General features: G+C 44.6%; 11 protein-coding genes, 1 tRNA gene and 2 pseudogenes. 9 read left to right on the top strand and 5 right to left on the bottom strand.

The annotated features are described in order from the left end of the window. The 5 genes from IM475_RS19270 to IM475_RS19250 all read left to right on the top strand — a co-directional run. A partial coding sequence (locus IM475_RS19270) for a hypothetical protein (RefSeq protein ID WP_287728770.1) occupies window positions 1-184 on the top strand: 184 nt, incomplete at its 5' end. Between the two features lie 79 nt (window positions 185-263). Beyond that, window positions 264-413: a hypothetical protein gene (locus IM475_RS19265; protein WP_287728769.1), complete on the top strand. Its 150-nt coding sequence runs from the start codon at window positions 264-266 to the stop codon at window positions 411-413. A 119-nt stretch (window positions 414-532) separates the two neighbouring features. Further along, window positions 533-4,840, top strand: coding sequence for an AMP-binding protein (locus IM475_RS19260; protein ID WP_287728768.1), 4,308 nt, complete (start codon window positions 533-535; stop codon window positions 4,838-4,840). Between the two features lie 574 nt (window positions 4,841-5,414). Further along, the gene (locus tag IM475_RS19255; protein ID WP_002754638.1) at window positions 5,415-5,885 is read left to right on the top strand and encodes a DUF29 domain-containing protein; all 471 of its coding nucleotides are present in this window, start codon (window positions 5,415-5,417) and stop codon (window positions 5,883-5,885) included. A 54-nt stretch (window positions 5,886-5,939) separates the two neighbouring features. Beyond that, window positions 5,940-10,112, top strand: coding sequence for a DEAD/DEAH box helicase (locus IM475_RS19250; protein ID WP_287728767.1), 4,173 nt, complete (start codon window positions 5,940-5,942; stop codon window positions 10,110-10,112). Window positions 10,113-10,130: 18 nt separating this feature from the next. Here IM475_RS19250 and IM475_RS19245 read toward each other — a convergent pair whose 3' ends face one another. Beyond that, on the bottom strand, window positions 10,131-11,345 hold the full coding sequence (locus IM475_RS19245; protein ID WP_287728766.1) for an aminotransferase class V-fold PLP-dependent enzyme: 1,215 nt from the start codon (window positions 11,343-11,345) through the stop codon (window positions 10,131-10,133). 287 nt (window positions 11,346-11,632) lie between these two features. On the opposite strand from IM475_RS19245, the gene IM475_RS19240 reads away from it, so the two are divergent. Both IM475_RS19240 and IM475_RS23050 read left to right on the top strand, forming a co-directional pair. Next, entirely contained in the window at window positions 11,633-13,066 is a 1,434-nt protein-coding gene (locus IM475_RS19240; RefSeq protein WP_287728765.1) for a TM0106 family RecB-like putative nuclease, read from the top strand. Between the two features lie 102 nt (window positions 13,067-13,168). Next, window positions 13,169-13,411 carry a hypothetical protein gene (locus IM475_RS23050; protein WP_045357690.1) on the top strand — a complete coding sequence of 81 codons (243 nt, stop codon included), beginning with the start codon at window positions 13,169-13,171 and terminating at the stop codon, window positions 13,409-13,411. A 10-nt stretch (window positions 13,412-13,421) separates the two neighbouring features. Here the strand turns inward: IM475_RS23050 and IM475_RS19235 are convergent, their stop codons facing one another. Further along, complete coding sequence (locus tag IM475_RS19235; RefSeq protein WP_002760482.1) at window positions 13,422-13,802, bottom strand: hypothetical protein; 381 nt, start codon at window positions 13,800-13,802, stop codon at window positions 13,422-13,424. Between the two features lie 238 nt (window positions 13,803-14,040). Between IM475_RS19235 and mtnB the strand changes: the two genes are divergently transcribed. Further along, window positions 14,041-14,658 (top strand): methylthioribulose 1-phosphate dehydratase, encoded by a 618-nt coding sequence (gene mtnB, locus IM475_RS19230; RefSeq protein WP_287728763.1) that lies wholly within the window; start codon window positions 14,041-14,043, stop codon window positions 14,656-14,658. A gap of 47 nt (window positions 14,659-14,705) precedes the next feature. Here the strand turns inward: mtnB and IM475_RS19225 are convergent. Continuing rightward, window positions 14,706-14,776 (bottom strand) — tRNA-Cys (locus IM475_RS19225). Window positions 14,777-14,910: 134 nt separating this feature from the next. Here IM475_RS19225 and IM475_RS19220 point away from each other — a divergent pair. Continuing rightward, window positions 14,911-15,246, top strand: coding sequence for a hypothetical protein (locus tag IM475_RS19220; protein ID WP_287728762.1), 336 nt, complete (start codon window positions 14,911-14,913; stop codon window positions 15,244-15,246). 152 nt (window positions 15,247-15,398) lie between these two features. Here IM475_RS19220 and IM475_RS19215 read toward each other — a convergent pair. Both IM475_RS19215 and IM475_RS23045 read right to left on the bottom strand, forming a co-directional pair. Then, window positions 15,399-17,057: pseudogene (locus IM475_RS19215) on the bottom strand (beta strand repeat-containing protein); the annotation flags it as partial. Window positions 17,058-17,071: 14 nt separating this feature from the next. Further along, a pseudogene (locus IM475_RS23045) lies at window positions 17,072-17,189 on the bottom strand (IS982 family transposase); the annotation flags it as partial.

Below are 17,189 nucleotides of genomic sequence, written 5' to 3'. Positions count from 1 at the left end.
TAAAACATTGAGGAAATTCACCATGAAAACCTTAAATTACAGTCAACTCAGCCTTAACCAACAGCAAGAAGTCAACCAACTGATGGCGACTCTAGAAGGACAAAATCCCCACAGTCAAACCTCAGTTCGCTTTATCGCTCGTGGGAATGGTGGAGAATTTGCAACTTCTCAACCATTCCAATAACTGCTGTAATTAAACTTGACATTTTTGGACAAGAAGATTAGGATCAACTGCATCGATTAAAACATTGAGGAAATTCACCATGAAAACCTTAAATTACAGTCAACTCAGCCTTAACCAACAGCAACAGGTCAACCAACTGATGGCGAGTCTAGAAGGACAAAATCCCCACAGTCAACCCTCAGTTCGCTTTATCGCTCGCGGGAATGGTGGAGAATTTGTTGGGGCATAAAGATTGGCAGGGACTAGACTAAAAAGATTGATTTTGGTCTAGTCTTCTGGTTTAAATCGGAATTTATTACCCAAAATTTAACCCGGTTCAAGTCGTTTAAAAAGTCTTTTGAGCGAGTTATGTCAACTAATATAGACCTAGAAACTCACGAAACTAAAAACGGCTCTCAATTACAGCCAGCCGCCTTTTTTTGGACGGATACAACTCTTTTTGATAATTATCGACAACAAAATATCCATACCCTGATCGCTTTACAAAAAGTTATTGAACGCCATCGTGCTTTACTCGAATCTGAGGATCATAGGGGAGAAATAGGCGAATTTTTAGAAACTTTTGCTCAGATAAGCAACTATCAAGCCGATTTTTTCCTGTGGATTTGGTCAGATCCCGCCGCCTATCATTGGTGTCAATTGGCTTTTGATTTAGTCAAAGCAGCCCTCACCAAAAAACCCTTACCCTCGGTTACTCGGCAATATTGTGGCGAAATTAAGCAAAAAACGCCCCTGAAAGCATTAATCGCTCATCTCAATCAATTCAAGCTATTTGCGATCGCTCATGCCCTTCTTTCCGGACGGAGCTATAATTTCAAAATCCCTTTTTATGGCCGTTTGCCCCTAGCCATTCCGGGGACATCTTTTTATTTGGAAGGGACTGGGGAGGTAGAAATTTATGGGATCGAGGGGAATAAATTAGACGTTGGCGGTGAAAATCAGCGAGAATACTTAGAATTAACGGCCAATGCCCTTTTAAAAGGGGGAAATCTCAAAGTTGGACAATGCCCTACCCTATACCTTCAAGGTGGAGAATTCCGCTTTCAGCCCTATTGTTTCAATTCCCCAGCCTTTCCCGATGGTCAAGCAGTGGTTAAAACGGGAATGGCTTATCAAGAAAAATATATTAATCTGGTGCGAGATGGATTAGCATTGATTGAGCAGTATCATCCGCAAACCTTTGGGCAATTACACTATTTTATGGAGGTAATAGCCCTAAAACCCCTAGAAGAAGGAACCTTTACCAACTTAAGTAGTTCCGACTTTCCGGGGGCATTAATTTGTAGTGTTATCGATAATCCCTACCGCTTGGCGGATAATTTTATTCATGAATTCCACCATAATCGCCTATTTTTAATAGAACAAAATAACCCTCTCCTGTGCAATTCCCTTGAGGAAAATCAGGCCAATAGTCTTTATTATTCCCCTTGGCGACAGGATTTACGACCTTTAAGAGGAATTTTTCATGCTGTCTATGTTTATACACCCGTTACTCGGTTTTGGTTAAATTTTTATCGCAGTAATCCGGAGGGGGAAAAGCTGGACTTTGCCAAAAGTCAACTAATGACCAACCTGCTCCAATTGCAAATTGGCCTGGAACAATTGCGAAAATATGCCCAATTTACTGATTTAGGTCGGGATTTATGGCAGGAATTGCAAAGCAATGTCGCTCAAATTGCCCAAGATGCCGCTCGGTTAGGGATCGGTTTCGATACTCCCGCTCTAGAGTGGCACCGCAATGGCTCTTTTCAGTATCAACTAGAGGGAAAAACGGCCCGATTTCTAACGGTTAAAGAAGTTATTGCCAGGCATATCCAATGTTTAGATCATTTTAGGCAAATAGAACCACAATTTCAGAGCAATTTAGGGTTAGACTCTTTTTCAGAAGGGAATGGGGAAGACAAAAAACCAGCGATCGCTTATGGTCAACCAATAACCGGTAAATTGGAGGTAGTATCTAGTTTAGCGGCAATCTTAAAACAGCAGCTAGAAAAGACATCTCAGGGTTATCTAGTTTATTTAACTGGAAAGTCGCCAATAAACCGGACTTACGGCGAAATTTGGCAAAGGTCTACCATTTTACTCGGTTATTTACAAGCTCAAGGTTTGTCTCCCGGGGATTTTGTCATTATCCAGATTGAACAGTGCCATGAGTTTGTAGCAGCGGTTTGGAGTTGCTTTTTAGGGGGTTTTGTCCCCGTCCCCGTTGCTGTGTCTTTTCATCGTCCTGAAACCACCCCTGCTGCCAATAAACTTGAGCAAGTTTGGCAAACTTTAGCTAATCCTGTCATTTTAACGACAAAAGAACTGGCAGCATCGATGAAAACCCGCAGTCAGCCTATTGATGCCAGGATTTTAACCCTTGAAAAGGCCGAGAACTTTGCCCCTAGGGAGAATTTTCACACCCACCAACCGGAAGACTTAGCTCTGTTGCTGACTACATCTGGAACAACTGGTAATCCCAAATTGGTCTCCTTTGATGCTTTAACCGTTATCAGGCAATTTCTCGGCGAAAATGAACATGATGATGAATCTAGCTGTTTTTTAACTTGGATTCCTTGCGATAATGCCTCGGGAATGGGCATAATTAGGCCCAAATTGGGTCAAACCCTTTATCTTCCCCCGGCCAGCTTTTTCGGAAATCCCCTACGTTGGATAGAGACGGTTGACCAGTATAGAGTCAAGACAACGGTATTAACCAACTTTGCGATGACAAGGATTATAGAGGAAGTTAAAGCTATTGCTCAAAAGCCCTGGGATTTATCCTCACTGCAAACTATTGGACTCGGTGCCGAGAAAATTGTCCCGCAAACCTGTCGTTCTTTTCTAGAAACCCTACAGCCCTTGGCATTGCCGGCAGATGTTCTCAGCTTAGCCTATGGTCTTTCGGAAACAGGGGTAGTAGCTAGTACCCGTAAATGGACGGCCATGGGGTACAACTCCCATAGTCAACAATTTGTGCAGATTGGCCAGCCTTTACCCGGTTGTGGCCTTCGCATTGTTGATGGAGAGAATAATTTACTTGCCGAGGGGGACATCGGTTCTATCCAGATTTGGAGTGCCGGAATAGCTCGGGGATATTACGATAATCCCAGCCTGAATCGGACTCTTTTTAGCGAAGATGGCTGGTTTAATACGGGAGACTTGGGATTTCTCAACGATGGTTATTTGACGGTGACTGGACGGGAAAAAGAAATCATTATCGTCAATGGCAAGAATTATTCCTGTCAGGAGATTGAAGCCGTTGTCGAGGAAGTAGAGGGAGTTCAACCCTTTTATACAGTGGCTTCTAGCTGTGGACAGGCCGACAGTGAAACGGAGCAATTGGGGATCTTCTTTAATACATCGATTACCAAAGAAAGCGACTTAGGTAATTTGGCTAAAAATATCCGAGGAAAACTGACACAAACCCTAGGAATCAACCCTAAATATCTTATTCCCCTGCAAAAATCCGCTATTCCCAGAACATCCACCGGAAAAATTCAACGACTATCCCTAAAACAGCGTCTAGAAACGGGGGAATTTACGGCTACGATTAAATGGGTTGATGCTCTGATTCAACAAACACTAGAACAAACCTATCGAGCGCCTCGTAATCAATTAGAAGGGCAATTGACCCAGATTTGGAAAAAGATTTTAGGACTTAAGGAAGTTGGTATTTATGATAACTTCTTTGACTTAGGGGGAGATTCTATCTTAGCGGTCAAACTTGTGGCTGAAATTGAAAAAATTTGCTCGAAAGAATTATCTATCGTTGTTTTATATCAAGCCCCAACTGTCGAAAAATTAGCTAAGATTTTATCCAGAGGGGAATGGTCATCCTCTTGGTATTCTTTAGTTCCTATTCAACCATTGGGGGATAAAATTCCTCTGTTTGCTATTCATCTTCTGGGGGAGGGTTTAAGTTTTTACCGTCCCTTGGCCAATTATTTAGGGTTGAGACAACCTATTTATGGCTTAAATTATGGATTGGCTGCCAGAAAAGGGAAGGAAAAAGAAGACAAGTTACCCCCCATCGAGAATTTGGCCGCTCACTACATTGAAGAAATGCAAGCTTTTTACCCTCAAGGACCTTATATATTATTGGGGGTTTCTAATGGCGGAAACGTGGCCTTTGAAATGGCTAAACAACTGCAAGCACAAGGTCAGACCGTTGCCAAATTAATTTTATTTGATACCCTACATCCCCATCTTAAGCTGCCACCCCACTGGAAAAAAGGCTCTCGTTTTCAAAAATTGATGTCAGAATTGATCCGATATTCTCAAATTTATTGGGGTAACTTTTTATTATTTGAACCTCAAGAGAGGGTTTCTTATCTCCTCGAAAAACTTAAAAGTTTATCTGTTCAAAAAATTATTCAAAGAACTTCTTTTCCTGTTCAGCCATCAGAAAAAACACCAGAAACAAAGCCCCTAGAAGCTTCGCCCCCTCGACTTTATCTACCGCAATCTTACCCGGGCAAAATCACCCTTTTCAGAGCCAAACATACAGGTATAAATGCTTTTGATCTAACCAATGGATGGGAAGGCGTTGCTGACGAAGGACTAGAAATTTATGATATTCATGGGGCGCATAGCCATATTTTTTCGGAACCAAGTGTTCGTATTTTATCTGAAAAATTGAGAGATTGTCTAACAACCGATCTTCTCACCTAAATTCTAGGCTGAAGGCACTGGCTAAAGGGAAGTGGGGAGAAGGGATAGCAGAGCCTTTGTACTAAAATTTTCAAGATGCGGTTTCAATGCAGTCTAGCTTATATAAGCATTTTTTATCAATAAACCATTAATACTTGAGAAGATTTCAATTTACATTTCGCAATATTTACTTTTTCTTAAGAATTAATTGAGAATCATTTTTATTTATTCACGAGATGGCAATACTTACAGCGATTCTGGTATAATTTTACTGTATGCAACGATGGGTTTTTCTGTGCTTTTTGTATTTTTAGCTGTTGAGCCATCCTGGAAACCCTCTCTAAATCTCCACTGCCTACTTAAAGACTATTAGTAACCTTCTGTCTTTCTCCCCTTTTTACCCCAGAGTGTTGATCAAAATGTTTGTGTACTTTTGTTAAAAAGAAAAAGTTTTTTTGACAAAAAGAACAACTTGTGCTAGAGGATAAATCTCTAACTTGGCAAAAATTCCCCGGACTAGAAGCTGATCGAACGATAGCGATCGAGCGTTATAATCGAGCCATTACCCTGCGCTCCCGGTCGGGAAGATAAATCTATTATGACCGCTCTCTACGAGGAAGATTTTGTTCTCTGGACGGAAAAAACCGCCGAACTGTTAAAGCGAAAAGAGTTTGACCTGGTGGACTGGGAAAACCTGATCGAGGAAGTGGAGTGCATGGGAAAAAGCGAGAGACAGGCAATAACGAGTTTATTAACCGTTTTAATTGAACACTTGCTAAAACTATCCTATTGGGAATCGGAAAAAGAACGGAATGCCCGTCACTGGATAGTGGAGATCGCGGCTTTCCGATCGCAATTAGAACAAAAAATAGATAGTGCCACCCTCGTCAACCATGCCCGCGATTCTTGGGAAAAAGCCTATTTAACCGCTAGAAAATCCCTGATTAACGCCAGAATCGTCGATAAAAATGCGATTCCCCTAGAGTCTATATTCACTCTCGAACAGGTATTAGACGGGGATTGGTTCCCGATCGATATCGAACCTTTTCTGGAAACCCGCCCATAAATTGCAGGCATATCCCCGCAAAAAGATTAGGATTATCAGCGAATATAACCGAATATGAAAGATATCGAGCAAATCCGCCGCCAACTCATCGAACGCTACCAACAATTATCGGCACTCGATCAGGTGATCGTCCGTCTTTTTTCCCTAATCTATGAACCGATCGCCCGCAGCACTTTTCTAGACTGTTTAAATCAATCCCATTACCGCGACGAGAACAACCGGCGATTTAACGGCCAAACCCTGAAATCCCATTTAGATATCCTCCTAGAAGCGGAAGTGATTACCCAGGACAAAGGCTACGGGCCGCGCTGTCATCCCCTCCTCGTCGAGATTGCCAGCCGTGATAGCGTTAGTAAAGGAGAATTCAAGCGTTTTGCCGAGATTATCAAGGCAAAACTGGCGCAACCCCGGACTCGTTGGGATGAAAGCCTAGTTTTTCAGGGAAAAGAGCAATTAATCCGAGAAATCCGTCTGGCCATCTATAGTCAGGATTTCGACTCGATCGAACAACAAATCGCCGATTATCAGAAAACCAGCTATTCTTCCTCAAAAACCAGCCTAGAAGACCTTCTGGCTCTCATCTACGATAACCCCTTCGATGGGGATTGGTTACGGACGCAACCGACCAAATTTCAAGCCCTAGCACTAAATAGCATTCTTGTCAAGGCTTTTGAAAAAATAACTCGCGCCGATGGAGCTTTTTCCCTCCTAGAAGAACTCTGTCAAGACCAGACCAGTGTTTCCGAAGCCCATTTGTGGCTTGAACAGGCGATCATCCGAGGACAAAGCGATAAAGTGCGTCGGTATCTCGATCGCCCCTTCCCGGAAAGCCAAGCAGCAGAAATCGGGGCGATACGGGGTTGGATTGCCTTTCTAGGCGGGGAAAACAGCAAAGCGATCCAAGAATATACCTTCGCCCTTAAAGCCCTAAAAAAAGCTAAAGGAAAACAAAAAATCTATTTTTCTTCAATTAGCGGCTTCTCCTTTATTTTCGCCCTCCTCAAAGAAGGAACCCCCGAACGTCTCGCCGAAGCCGCCAGCTATACCAATTGGGTGACGCGTCAAAACGATCATCCTTTCAGTCCTATCTATGCCCGTCTGGAAAAAATCATCGCTGCCCGTCAGGGAGATATGCAGGCCAAAGACGCAATCATCGACGCGACGATCAATCCCTACCAAATGGGCCAGGGTCTAGAGACTCTTCTCTATAGTATCTGTCTCTACTGGATGAGTAGCGACATCGCTAAAAAACATCTGCCCCGCCTACTCTTGCCCCTCTACAAAGATGCCAAGGCGGCTGGCTACCATTGGTTAGCCCTGGAAACCGGGGCCCTACTGTCCCGACTCGATCGAGCGCCGGAAGCGGAGGTGGTTATAAACTGGCATCTCCCTTCCCCCCTGGTGGATGCGATCGAACCCCAAGAAGCTTGGCAACTGTGCCTGAATGCCTTGACTAATCTGTGCGCGCCAACACCAACCCCGGGTAAATCTAACCCCGTCGTCCGCCTTGCTTGGTTTCTCTCTATCCATTCCGAGGATTATTTCCTGCAACCAAAAGAACAGAAACTCGACGCGCGGGGTAATTGGAGTCGTGGCCGTCCCGTCTCCCTTAAACGTCTGCGAAAAACCGGGGAAATTGACTATTTAACCCCGCAAGACCTGAAAATTTGCGCCCATATCTTCGTGGAATCCAGTTACTATGGCCAGAACGAGTATCACTTTGAGTACCGGGCCATTATCGAACTGATCGGTCATCCCCTGGTGTTTTGGGAAGATTCCCCCAGAACGCGGGTAGAAATCGTCGCCGGGGAACCGGAATTGCGAGTAAGTAAGGAAAAATCGGGTAAATTAATCCTCTCTTTACTGCCCGATCTCAGCGATCACCAAGAAGTGCTGATTTGGAAAGAAACCCCCACTCGCGTTAAGGTAATCGAAGTCAAGCCAGAACACCGAAGCATCGCCGACATTATCGGCAAAAGCAACCGCCTAGAAGTCCCCGACAAGGGCCGGGAAAAAGTGCTGGCCGCGATCAATTCCCTCTCCGGGATGGTGACAGTACATTCCGATATCGGCGGAGGAAAAGCAGCCCGGTCAGTGGCAGCCGATAGTCAACCCCGGATTCATCTCTTACTGGCCGGAGAGGGTTTAAAAGTGGCGGTTCTCAGTCGTCCTTTTGGGGCAGCCGGTCCCTATTTCCGGCCTGGAAAAGGGGGAGAAACAGTGATCGCCGAGATCGAGGGGGAACGGCTGCAAACAACTAGGGATTTGGCCCTGGAGAAAAAACTGGCCCAAACAGCGATCGATTCTTGTCCGATCCTGATCAGTTTCGAGGAAGAAAACGGGGAATGGCGGCTAGAAAATCCAGAGGATTGTCTAGATCTACTGCTGGAATTGCGGGAATTAAGCGATAGTGTCCTCGTGGAATGGCCGGAAGGGGAAAAATGGCGGGTGTCGCGTCAGCTTCGATTACAGGACCTACACCTAAATATCCACAGTCAACGGGATTGGTTTGCCGTCAGTGGGGAACTGCACCTAGAGGAGAAATCGGTGCTGAGTATGCAGGAGTTGATGAAATTGCTAGAGGGATCGCCGGGGCGGTTTATTCCCCTCGGAGATGGTCAATTTCTCGCATTAACAGAGGCATTTCGGGAACGGTTACAGGAAATGCGTGCTTTCTCGGAAAAGTCCGGGGACGGTTTGCGGTTTCATCCCTTCGCTGCCCCGATGCTCTCGGAACTCACCGAGGAAGTGGGACAACTCAAGGCCGATAAACGTTGGCGCGATAATTTACAACGCTTTCAGGAGAGTCAGGATTTTACCCCGGAAGTCCCCTCAACTCTACAGGCAGAATTGCGAGACTATCAATTGGAAGGCTTTCGCTGGTTAGCTAGGCTGGCCCAGTGGGGGGCCGGGGCCTGTTTGGCCGATGATATGGGATTAGGGAAAACTTTACAGGCCCTGGCAGTGATCCTTACCCGCGCCTCGGAGGGACCGACTTTAGCGATCGCTCCTACTTCAGTATGTTTGAACTGGATTAGTGAGGCGGAAAGGTTCGCACCTACCTTAAATATCATCCAATTGGGAACAGGCGATCGGCAAGCACTACTCGATCGACTGCAACCTTTTGATCTGTTGGTCTGTAGCTATGGGTTATTACAGCAGGAAGAAGTGGCCACCATGTTGGCCGGGGTGGAATGGCGGACAATCGTTCTCGATGAGGCCCAAGCGATTAAGAATTTCTCCACCAAGCGATCGAAAGCGGCGATGAATCTGCGGGGGGATTTTAAACTAATCACCACAGGAACACCGATCGAGAATCATTTAGGGGAATTATGGAATCTTTTCCGTTTTATTAACCCCGGATTGTTGGGATCCTTGGAAAGTTTTGATCGCCGTTTCGCCACCCCGATCGAAAAATACGGCGATAAAACCGCTCGCGAACAGTTAAAAAAACTGGTGCGGCCTTTCCTTCTCCGGCGCACCAAAAACCAAGTTCTGGCGGAATTACCGCCCCGTACCGAGATTTTAGTCCCGATCGAGTTAAGCGTCGAGGAGAAGGCGTTTTACGAGGCCTTACGGCGGCGCGCTTTGGAGAAATTAAGCGAGAGTGACAGTACCGCCGGGGCAAAACATCTCCAGGTACTGGCAGAGATCATGAAATTACGCCGGGCCTGCTGTCACCCGCAGTTAGTGGCTCCAGATTTGGATTTAGCCGGCTCGAAATTGTCCCGTTTCGGGGAAATTCTGGATGATTTATTGGATAATCAGCATAAAGCGTTGGTATTTAGTCAATTTGTCGATCATTTAGCGATTGTCCGCAGTTATCTCGAGCAACGGCAGATAAAATATCAATACCTCGATGGTAGTACCCCAGCCAGCGATCGGCAGAAACAGGTGAAAGCGTTTCAAGCGGGGGAAGGGGACGTGTTTTTAATTAGTTTAAAAGCCGGGGGGACAGGATTAAATCTCACCGCGGCCGATTATGTTATCCATCTTGATCCCTGGTGGAATCCCGCAGTGGAGGATCAGGCCTCCGATCGCGCTCACCGCATCGGCCAAAAACGTCCGGTGACGATTTATCGCTTAGTGGCCAAGGATACGATCGAGGAAAAAATCGTCGATCTGCACCATCATAAACGCGATCTCGCCGATAGTTTATTGGAGGGGACCGACGCAAGCGGTAAGTTATCTACTGACGAATTATTGCGCTTAATGGCCGAGGGATAAAAATATCCCCGACGCGGTTTAAACTAACTTTTTGATAGCTGCTACTAACTGCTCGATTTCTGAGGGCAAAGTGAAATAATGGACACAGGCACGCACACAGAGGGGGTCGAGGAGAGTTCGCAGTAAAAACCCTTGTTTTTCTAGCTGTTGCACTAAATTTTGTGGGGTGATGGCCGAGTCAATTTGAAAGGAAACTAAACCAGATTCTGGCGGAGAATTTTTTAAACATTTCACCCCTTTAATTGTGTTTAATTCTCCCCAGAGATAAGCCGCTAATTGACAGATTTTTTCGTATCTTTGTCCCCCATCACCCCAGGCGTTATGTACCGCAATAGTTGCCCTTAAACCCTCAAATTGAGGATAGGCAGAAGTGGCCACTTCAAAGCGTCTAGCATCGGGTTTCCAACCGATAGGCTGTCCTCGGTTATCTGTTTCAATACCTCGCCAACCGATAAAAGTGGGCTGTAAACTGGGAAAAATTTCGGGACGAATATACAATCCCCCCACACCGGCCGGTCCACACCACCATTTATGACCCGTAAAAGCATAACAATCGGCGCCGGTAGTGCTTAAATCCAAGGGCAAACAACCCACGGATTGGGCAGCATCCACCACCACTAAAACGGGTTTTTCGGTGACAGAATTATCATGACAAAGTTGCGAGATTTCCTTGAGGGGTAAAACCTGTCCAGTATTCCAGAGAACATGACTGACCACCAAAACCCTAGTTTTTGGCCGTAAATGAGCGGAAATCACTTCTATCGGGTTGCCGCCGTTTAAAGTTTCCCGAATAGGACAAGTGGAGATTTCCAGATGATAACGACGGGCAATTTCCCGAACCGTGGCGATAATTCCGGGGTGTTCACAATCGGTTAGTAAAATATGTTCCCCCGCTTGCCAATCAACCCCCCAGAGGGCGATATTACAGCCTACAGTGACATCCTCGGTGATAGAGAGAGTGCTGGGGCTAATTCCCAACTCCTGAGCCATTTCTTGCCTGAGAAGTTCCGTTTTTTTGGTAATCCAATCGTTTACCCGTCCTGAAAAAGGCCCCTTTTGTTGGAGAAAATTATGGGCATCGATAATCGCTTCTAATCCGGCCTTGGGCAAGGTTCCCTGACCACCGAAATTAAAATAAACTTTATTGCTAAGTCCCCGAAATTCCTGTCTTTGTTCGGCTAAATCCGGTTTACTAACGGCGAAATCGAGGCTATTTTCGTCTAAATTCTGCATAAGCGAGGAGATGGGGGGGTCAGTTATCAGTTATCAGTTATCAGTTATCAGTTATCAGTTAGAAGGTGTTGGGTTTTCGGGTTTTCGGGTTTTAGTTGAATTCCCCATTTCCCCACTTCCTGACTCCCAACGACCGACGGCTGAATCCTATCGACGCATTAAGTCGCAATTGTCACAATAGTATTAAAGTAGAGGAAACACACTTGGGAATGTTTCCTTTTTTTAATTTATTATTTTTTACTTTACCTCACTGGTCCAGGAAAGCTTAACTTTTCTCCTTGTATAGAATGCTACTGACCGATGATCTACTTCTAGACTACCAACGTTGTCAACGCCGTGGGTTTTTAAATCTCTACGGCAATAGCCAAGAAAAAGACCCTGAGCGAGATTTTTTGCTTAAATTGCGCCAGGAGAGTCAAATTCACGTTAAAAAAGTCCTGCAAGACTCCTATCCCGATTATTATTCCCTGACTACCCCCACCGGCGATATTTTAGCCGCCGCTAGGGAAACGGAAGCTTTGATGCGTCAGGGGGTATCCTGTATTTATCACGGAGTCCTGTTACAATCCGGCTATCCCGTCTCTTTAACCGGTTCCCCCCATTTATTAATTAAACAGGCAGGAAAGTCGAAATTTGGCGATTGGATTTATTATCCCCTCAATATTCAACTCGGTCGCCGTCCTAAGCCTGAATATAAAATGCTGGCTACTTTTTACGCCTATTTATTGGCCAGTATGCAGGGAGTTTTTCCCAATTACGCGGAAATTGTCCTACGTCGTCATAATCGCTATCGGGTGGAATTGAATCTCTGGTTAACTAAACTAGAGGAAATAATCAAAAAGTTCGGCGAAATGGTGATTAATCGCCAAGAACCAGAAGTTTTTATCTCGCGTCAGCGTTGCAGTTTATGTCATTGGTATAGTCACTGTTATGGTATCGCCCAAGCGAGTCAACATCTTTCTTTAGTCCCGGGGGTGACTCCCAGTCGTTACCAATTTTTACAGTCTTTGGGGGTTTCCACCATGGAATCCCTGGCGCTTACCTGTCCTACCCGTATGGGGGAGGGTATGGGGGTAGAGGTGGCTAATCAGTTACAATTACAGGCCCAAGCAATTATTGAAAATCGGGCCTTTCGCAAAAGCAACGGCAAAACTGCTTATTTGTCCCCCCTACCGAGGGCCGAGATTGAATTTTATTTTGACATCGAAGCGGAACCAGAACAGAATTTAGATTATCTTTTGGGGATTTTACGCGTTGATTATCGAGTTAATACCCAGCAGTTTTATCCCTTTTTGGCAGAAAAGCCAGAAGATGAAGGCAGGATTTGGCAGGAATTTTTAACCTTAGTCATGCAGGATTATCAAGCACCCATTTTTCACTTTTCTGAGTACGAAGTGGAAACAATTAAGCGATTAGGTTATCTTTATAAAACTCCTTCTTCTTTGATTAATCAGTTATTTTCTCGCTGTTTTGATCTGCACTATCATGTAGTTAACTCGGTAACTTTTCCCGTGGAAAGTTATTCTTTAAAATCCCTCGCTAACTGGATTGGCTTTCAATGGCGCGATCGAGGAGTAAGCGGGGATCAATGCGTTTGGTGGTATGACCAGTGGTTAAAAACAGGAGATCGGACTTTATTGGCGGCTATTTTGCGTTACAATGAGGATGATTGTCGCGCCACCTTTATACTAAAAGATTGGCTTGTAAACTTTTTAATTTGATTCTAAAGATTTATGACAAATAGGGGGGAATGTAGCCGCTGCTACCCGTAGCCGTCAAGGGAAAATGATAGGCTATGGATGTGAAGACAGTCCCCTCACCCAATGGTGATCCCCATGTTCTCCCCACTCTTTCCCCTTCTACTCCTACTGCTTTCCTTCCTTAGTCTTCTCTGGTATCAAAAGACCGATAATGATATTTTTAAAGCTCTTGCCGTTAGTAGTTTAATTTTTGCAATTATTTGGGGCTTAATTCTCGTTCATTGGTCAATTCACCTGTTGGGACTGCTGTTATTGTTAAAATTCAGATCCCCCGCTTTCAGTTTGGTGCGCGTGCCTAGATGGTAATGGTTTGACCCTAATCTTCCAACTGTCCGGTAGGTACTTCAATCGCTTGGACATCGATCGTACCGGGAGGGGTGAGAATAATAAACTTACCCCCTGCCACTTTTAACGGTTCACCACAGTTAGGACATTGGCATTCCGTGCGATTAAAACCCGTAAATTCGTAGCTACAGACGGGACAGCTATCTTCAACTAAATTGCGTCGCAACCACCAGCGAAAAATTCCCCAAGCAATGACGGGGGAAATGATTAGGAATGCCACGAGAATTAAAAAACCATTGACTAACCAACCCAGTCCGATCGAGCCTAACAACAATCCGACTAAAATCAAAGATAAGAAACAACCCAAACCAGAATCATTGACAGAATAGCTGCGGAAAAAGTTGTTATTCACGGCTCAACCCTCGATTCATCAAAGCTGCAATTATCTTTAACCTAACACATTCCTAACACATTGCCACGGTTAAATCTTCCTTTTTGCTCACCGGTTCCTCGCTCTCTTCTACCTTGGGTTTAGTTTTGAGCGAGATGATCTTGACTGACATCCTCAGCAAATCTGCTGGGGAGTGGATCGTCTGCTGGCTTCAACTTGTTATAATAGTCAGTCCCTATCCACCATATCTCTAAAAACCATGAGCGATCCTCGTCTATCTCTAGTGGCAGCTGCCCGAAGATTTTATCAACTGGGTTGGATGCTTGGCACAGCGGGTAATTTATCCGCTAAAGTTGATGATCATAGTTTTTGGATTACTGCCAGTGGCAAAAGTAAAGGTAAACTCACAGAAGAGGATTTTGTGCGCGTGGATCTGACGGGAAAAGTCAGAGAATTAGCTCATCGGGATAATCGTCCTTCGGCAGAAACTAGCATTCATCAGGTGATTTATTGCCTCTTTCCCCAAGCACAAGCTTGTTATCATGTCCACTCGGTGGAAGCGAATTTAGTTTCCCGTTTTGCTCGCGAGGACAAGTTATCGTTACCTCCCTTAGAAATGTTGAAAGGTTTAGGTATTTGGGTAGAAAATCCCCGAGTATTTATGCCGGTTTTTGCTAACTATCTCGATGTGCCGAAAATTGCCGCAGAAATAGAAAGTAGATTGTCAACTTTCCCCCCAGAAATTCCCGCTTTACTGATTTCTTACCATGGCGTGACGGTGTGGGGTGAGTCTCTAGAAACTACCGAGAATTATTTAGAGATAGTTGAGTATATTTTTCGCTATTTAGTGGCAGCCTATCAAGTAAAACCTTGTTAAATTTTCATTTAGACAAGGCAATAAAAGAAAGATGCCGATGTTTTCCAAGGCGCCACCCAGATTCGAACTGGGGGTAAAGGTTTTGCAGACCTCTGCCTTACCACTTGGCGATGGCGCCGATCAAGCAGTATTTATCCTAGCATAACAGATGACAGTTTGCCAAGAGTGGAACCCAAGAGTCAAGTGATCGATCTATAATTTAGGCAGCGGTTCTCTAATCTAGTGGGGGATTTTAGGCTTAAAAAAGCGATTATGATCGTAAATCAAAGATATTTACTAACTTTTATCGGTTTATTAGCTTTATCCTTTCCAGTACAGGCTAATAATGCCGTTTACCTTAGCCAAAGTTCTAATACTGCCACGAATTTCGACAGTTATCGTCAAGAATGTTTACAAAGAGCGCGTGGGGAGGGGTTAGCTGCTGATGTGGCAAAGGACCTATGCGACTGCACGATTAAAAAATTTCAGGCTCGTTACAATCTACAGCAATTCCGCGCCCTCGTGCAGAAGTCGAAAACCGATAAAGCTGCCGCTAGAACTTTATCCAGTGTGGGAGAAGCTTGTTTTGATGAGATTTTGTACGAATAGCAGTTATCAGTGATCAGTAAACAGTTATCAGCTTTTTCTCTCCCTTCTCCCCAATTCATAATTCATAATTCCCCTTTCCCCTCTCCTAGGGTGTTGAAAACGCTTACAGACCTTTTTAACCGCAAACACGCACCCGACAAGCTGTATTAAGATTAAACTAATACAAGTATATCAGAGGCGGTAAGAGTGGGTTTAGAACTAAGAGTTGCAATTTGAATGGCTGCTAGTGTACCTGTCCCGTCCCCATCAAAGAATAGTCTTCCAGTGATTGTATTATAAATTAAGCGATTGCTGGCATTTAATGCAGTTGTTCCTAACACAAATTGAGCGGCTGTAATCGCAACTCCTGCGGCTAAACCACCGCCAAAACCCGCAGCAGAGACAGCAATTTTATCCCCCTGACTGGAGAGAAAATCAGTAATTGTGTCAATCCCTTCATTGCGGTTGTTGAAGGTGAATTGATCGCCACCCGCACCCCCTGTTAGGGTATCATTACCAGTACCACCAATCAAGGTATCATTCCCATCACTACCATTAAGGATATTGTTACCACTATTACCGGTGATAATATTATTTAAGGTGTTACCAGTTCCGTTAATATTTGCGGTTCCCGTTAAGGTGAGGTTTTCTAGGTTATTTCCCAGGGTATAAGTTACAGAAGATTGAACGGTATCCGTGCCTTGGTTAGCATTTTCCGTAATCGTATCGGTAGTAGTATCAATTTGATAGGTATCATTCCCTAAACCACCGATGAGGGTATCAATTCCTGTTGCACCATTAAGGATATTGTTACCACTATTACCAGTGATAACATTATTTAAGGTGTTACCGGTTCCGTTAATATTTGTAGTCCCAGTTAACGTGAGGTTTTCTAAGTTATTTCCCAGGGTGTAAGTTACAGAAGATTGAACAGTATCTGTACCTTGGTTGGCATTTTCCGTAATCGTATCGGTAGTAGTATCAATTTGATAGGTGTCATTTCCTAAACCACCTACCAAAGTATCAATTCCGCCTGCACCATTGAGGATATTGTTACCACTATTACCGGTGATAATGTTATTTAAGGTGTTACCAGTTCCGTTAATATTTGTAGTACCAGTGAGGGTCAGATTTTCCACATTAGCGAGTAGGGTAGTGGTGACATTAGCGGTTAAGGTATCGCTGATGGTGACAATTCCCTTGTTATTGGTAAGAGTTGCATTGACGGGATTACTGAGGTTAATGGCAAAAGTTTCGTTTGCCTCATTAAGGTTATCATTGAGGATGGGGATGCTAATAGTAGCAGTAGAAGTATTAGCAGCAATGGTGAGAGTTCCAGTTTTGCTAGTGTAATCTACATTAGCAGTAGCGTTAATGGGTGCAGTGGTATAGTTGACGCTAATTGGTTGTGGATTGGGGTTGTTGACAGTGACGGTAAGAATTGCATTACTATCTTGACCTTCCACAACGGTGATATTATTGATGGATAGTTGGGAAAAGTCGTCATTGGTAATTGTCCCCGTCACTGGGGTGGTTGTCCCAATTGCATAACCTGTCCCAGAAGCTAGGGTTAAGGTGACGGTTTCATCGGGTTCAACTGTGGTATCAGCAGTGGGGTCAACAGTTATAGTAGCAGTGGATGAATTAGCAGCAAAGGTGACAGTATTGGTAGTCCCTGTACGAGTGTAGTCGGTATTAAGAGTAGCTGTTCCCCCGAGGGTGTAATTGACTGTTAAAGCATTTGTTGTGGAACCGCTACGAGTGAAGGTATAGACTAAGTTGGTTGTCCCGTCTTCATTAACACTACTGGGAGAAACTGCAAGAGTAATACTAACCCCAGTTCGGGTTAAGCAGCGGGGGGTAAAGCCCATTCCATCTTCAAGGAGGGTTTTTTCGGCTGGTGACAGTAAGCAATCAAACCACAGAGAAGATTAACGCAAAAATTAACAGGGCTGCGGTGGCGG

Source organism: Microcystis sp. M061S2, from assembly GCF_020245605.1.
In the GTDB taxonomy this organism is placed as follows: Bacteria; Cyanobacteriota; Cyanobacteriia; order Cyanobacteriales; family Microcystaceae; genus Microcystis.
This window is presented reverse-complemented; position numbering and strand designations above follow the sequence as displayed.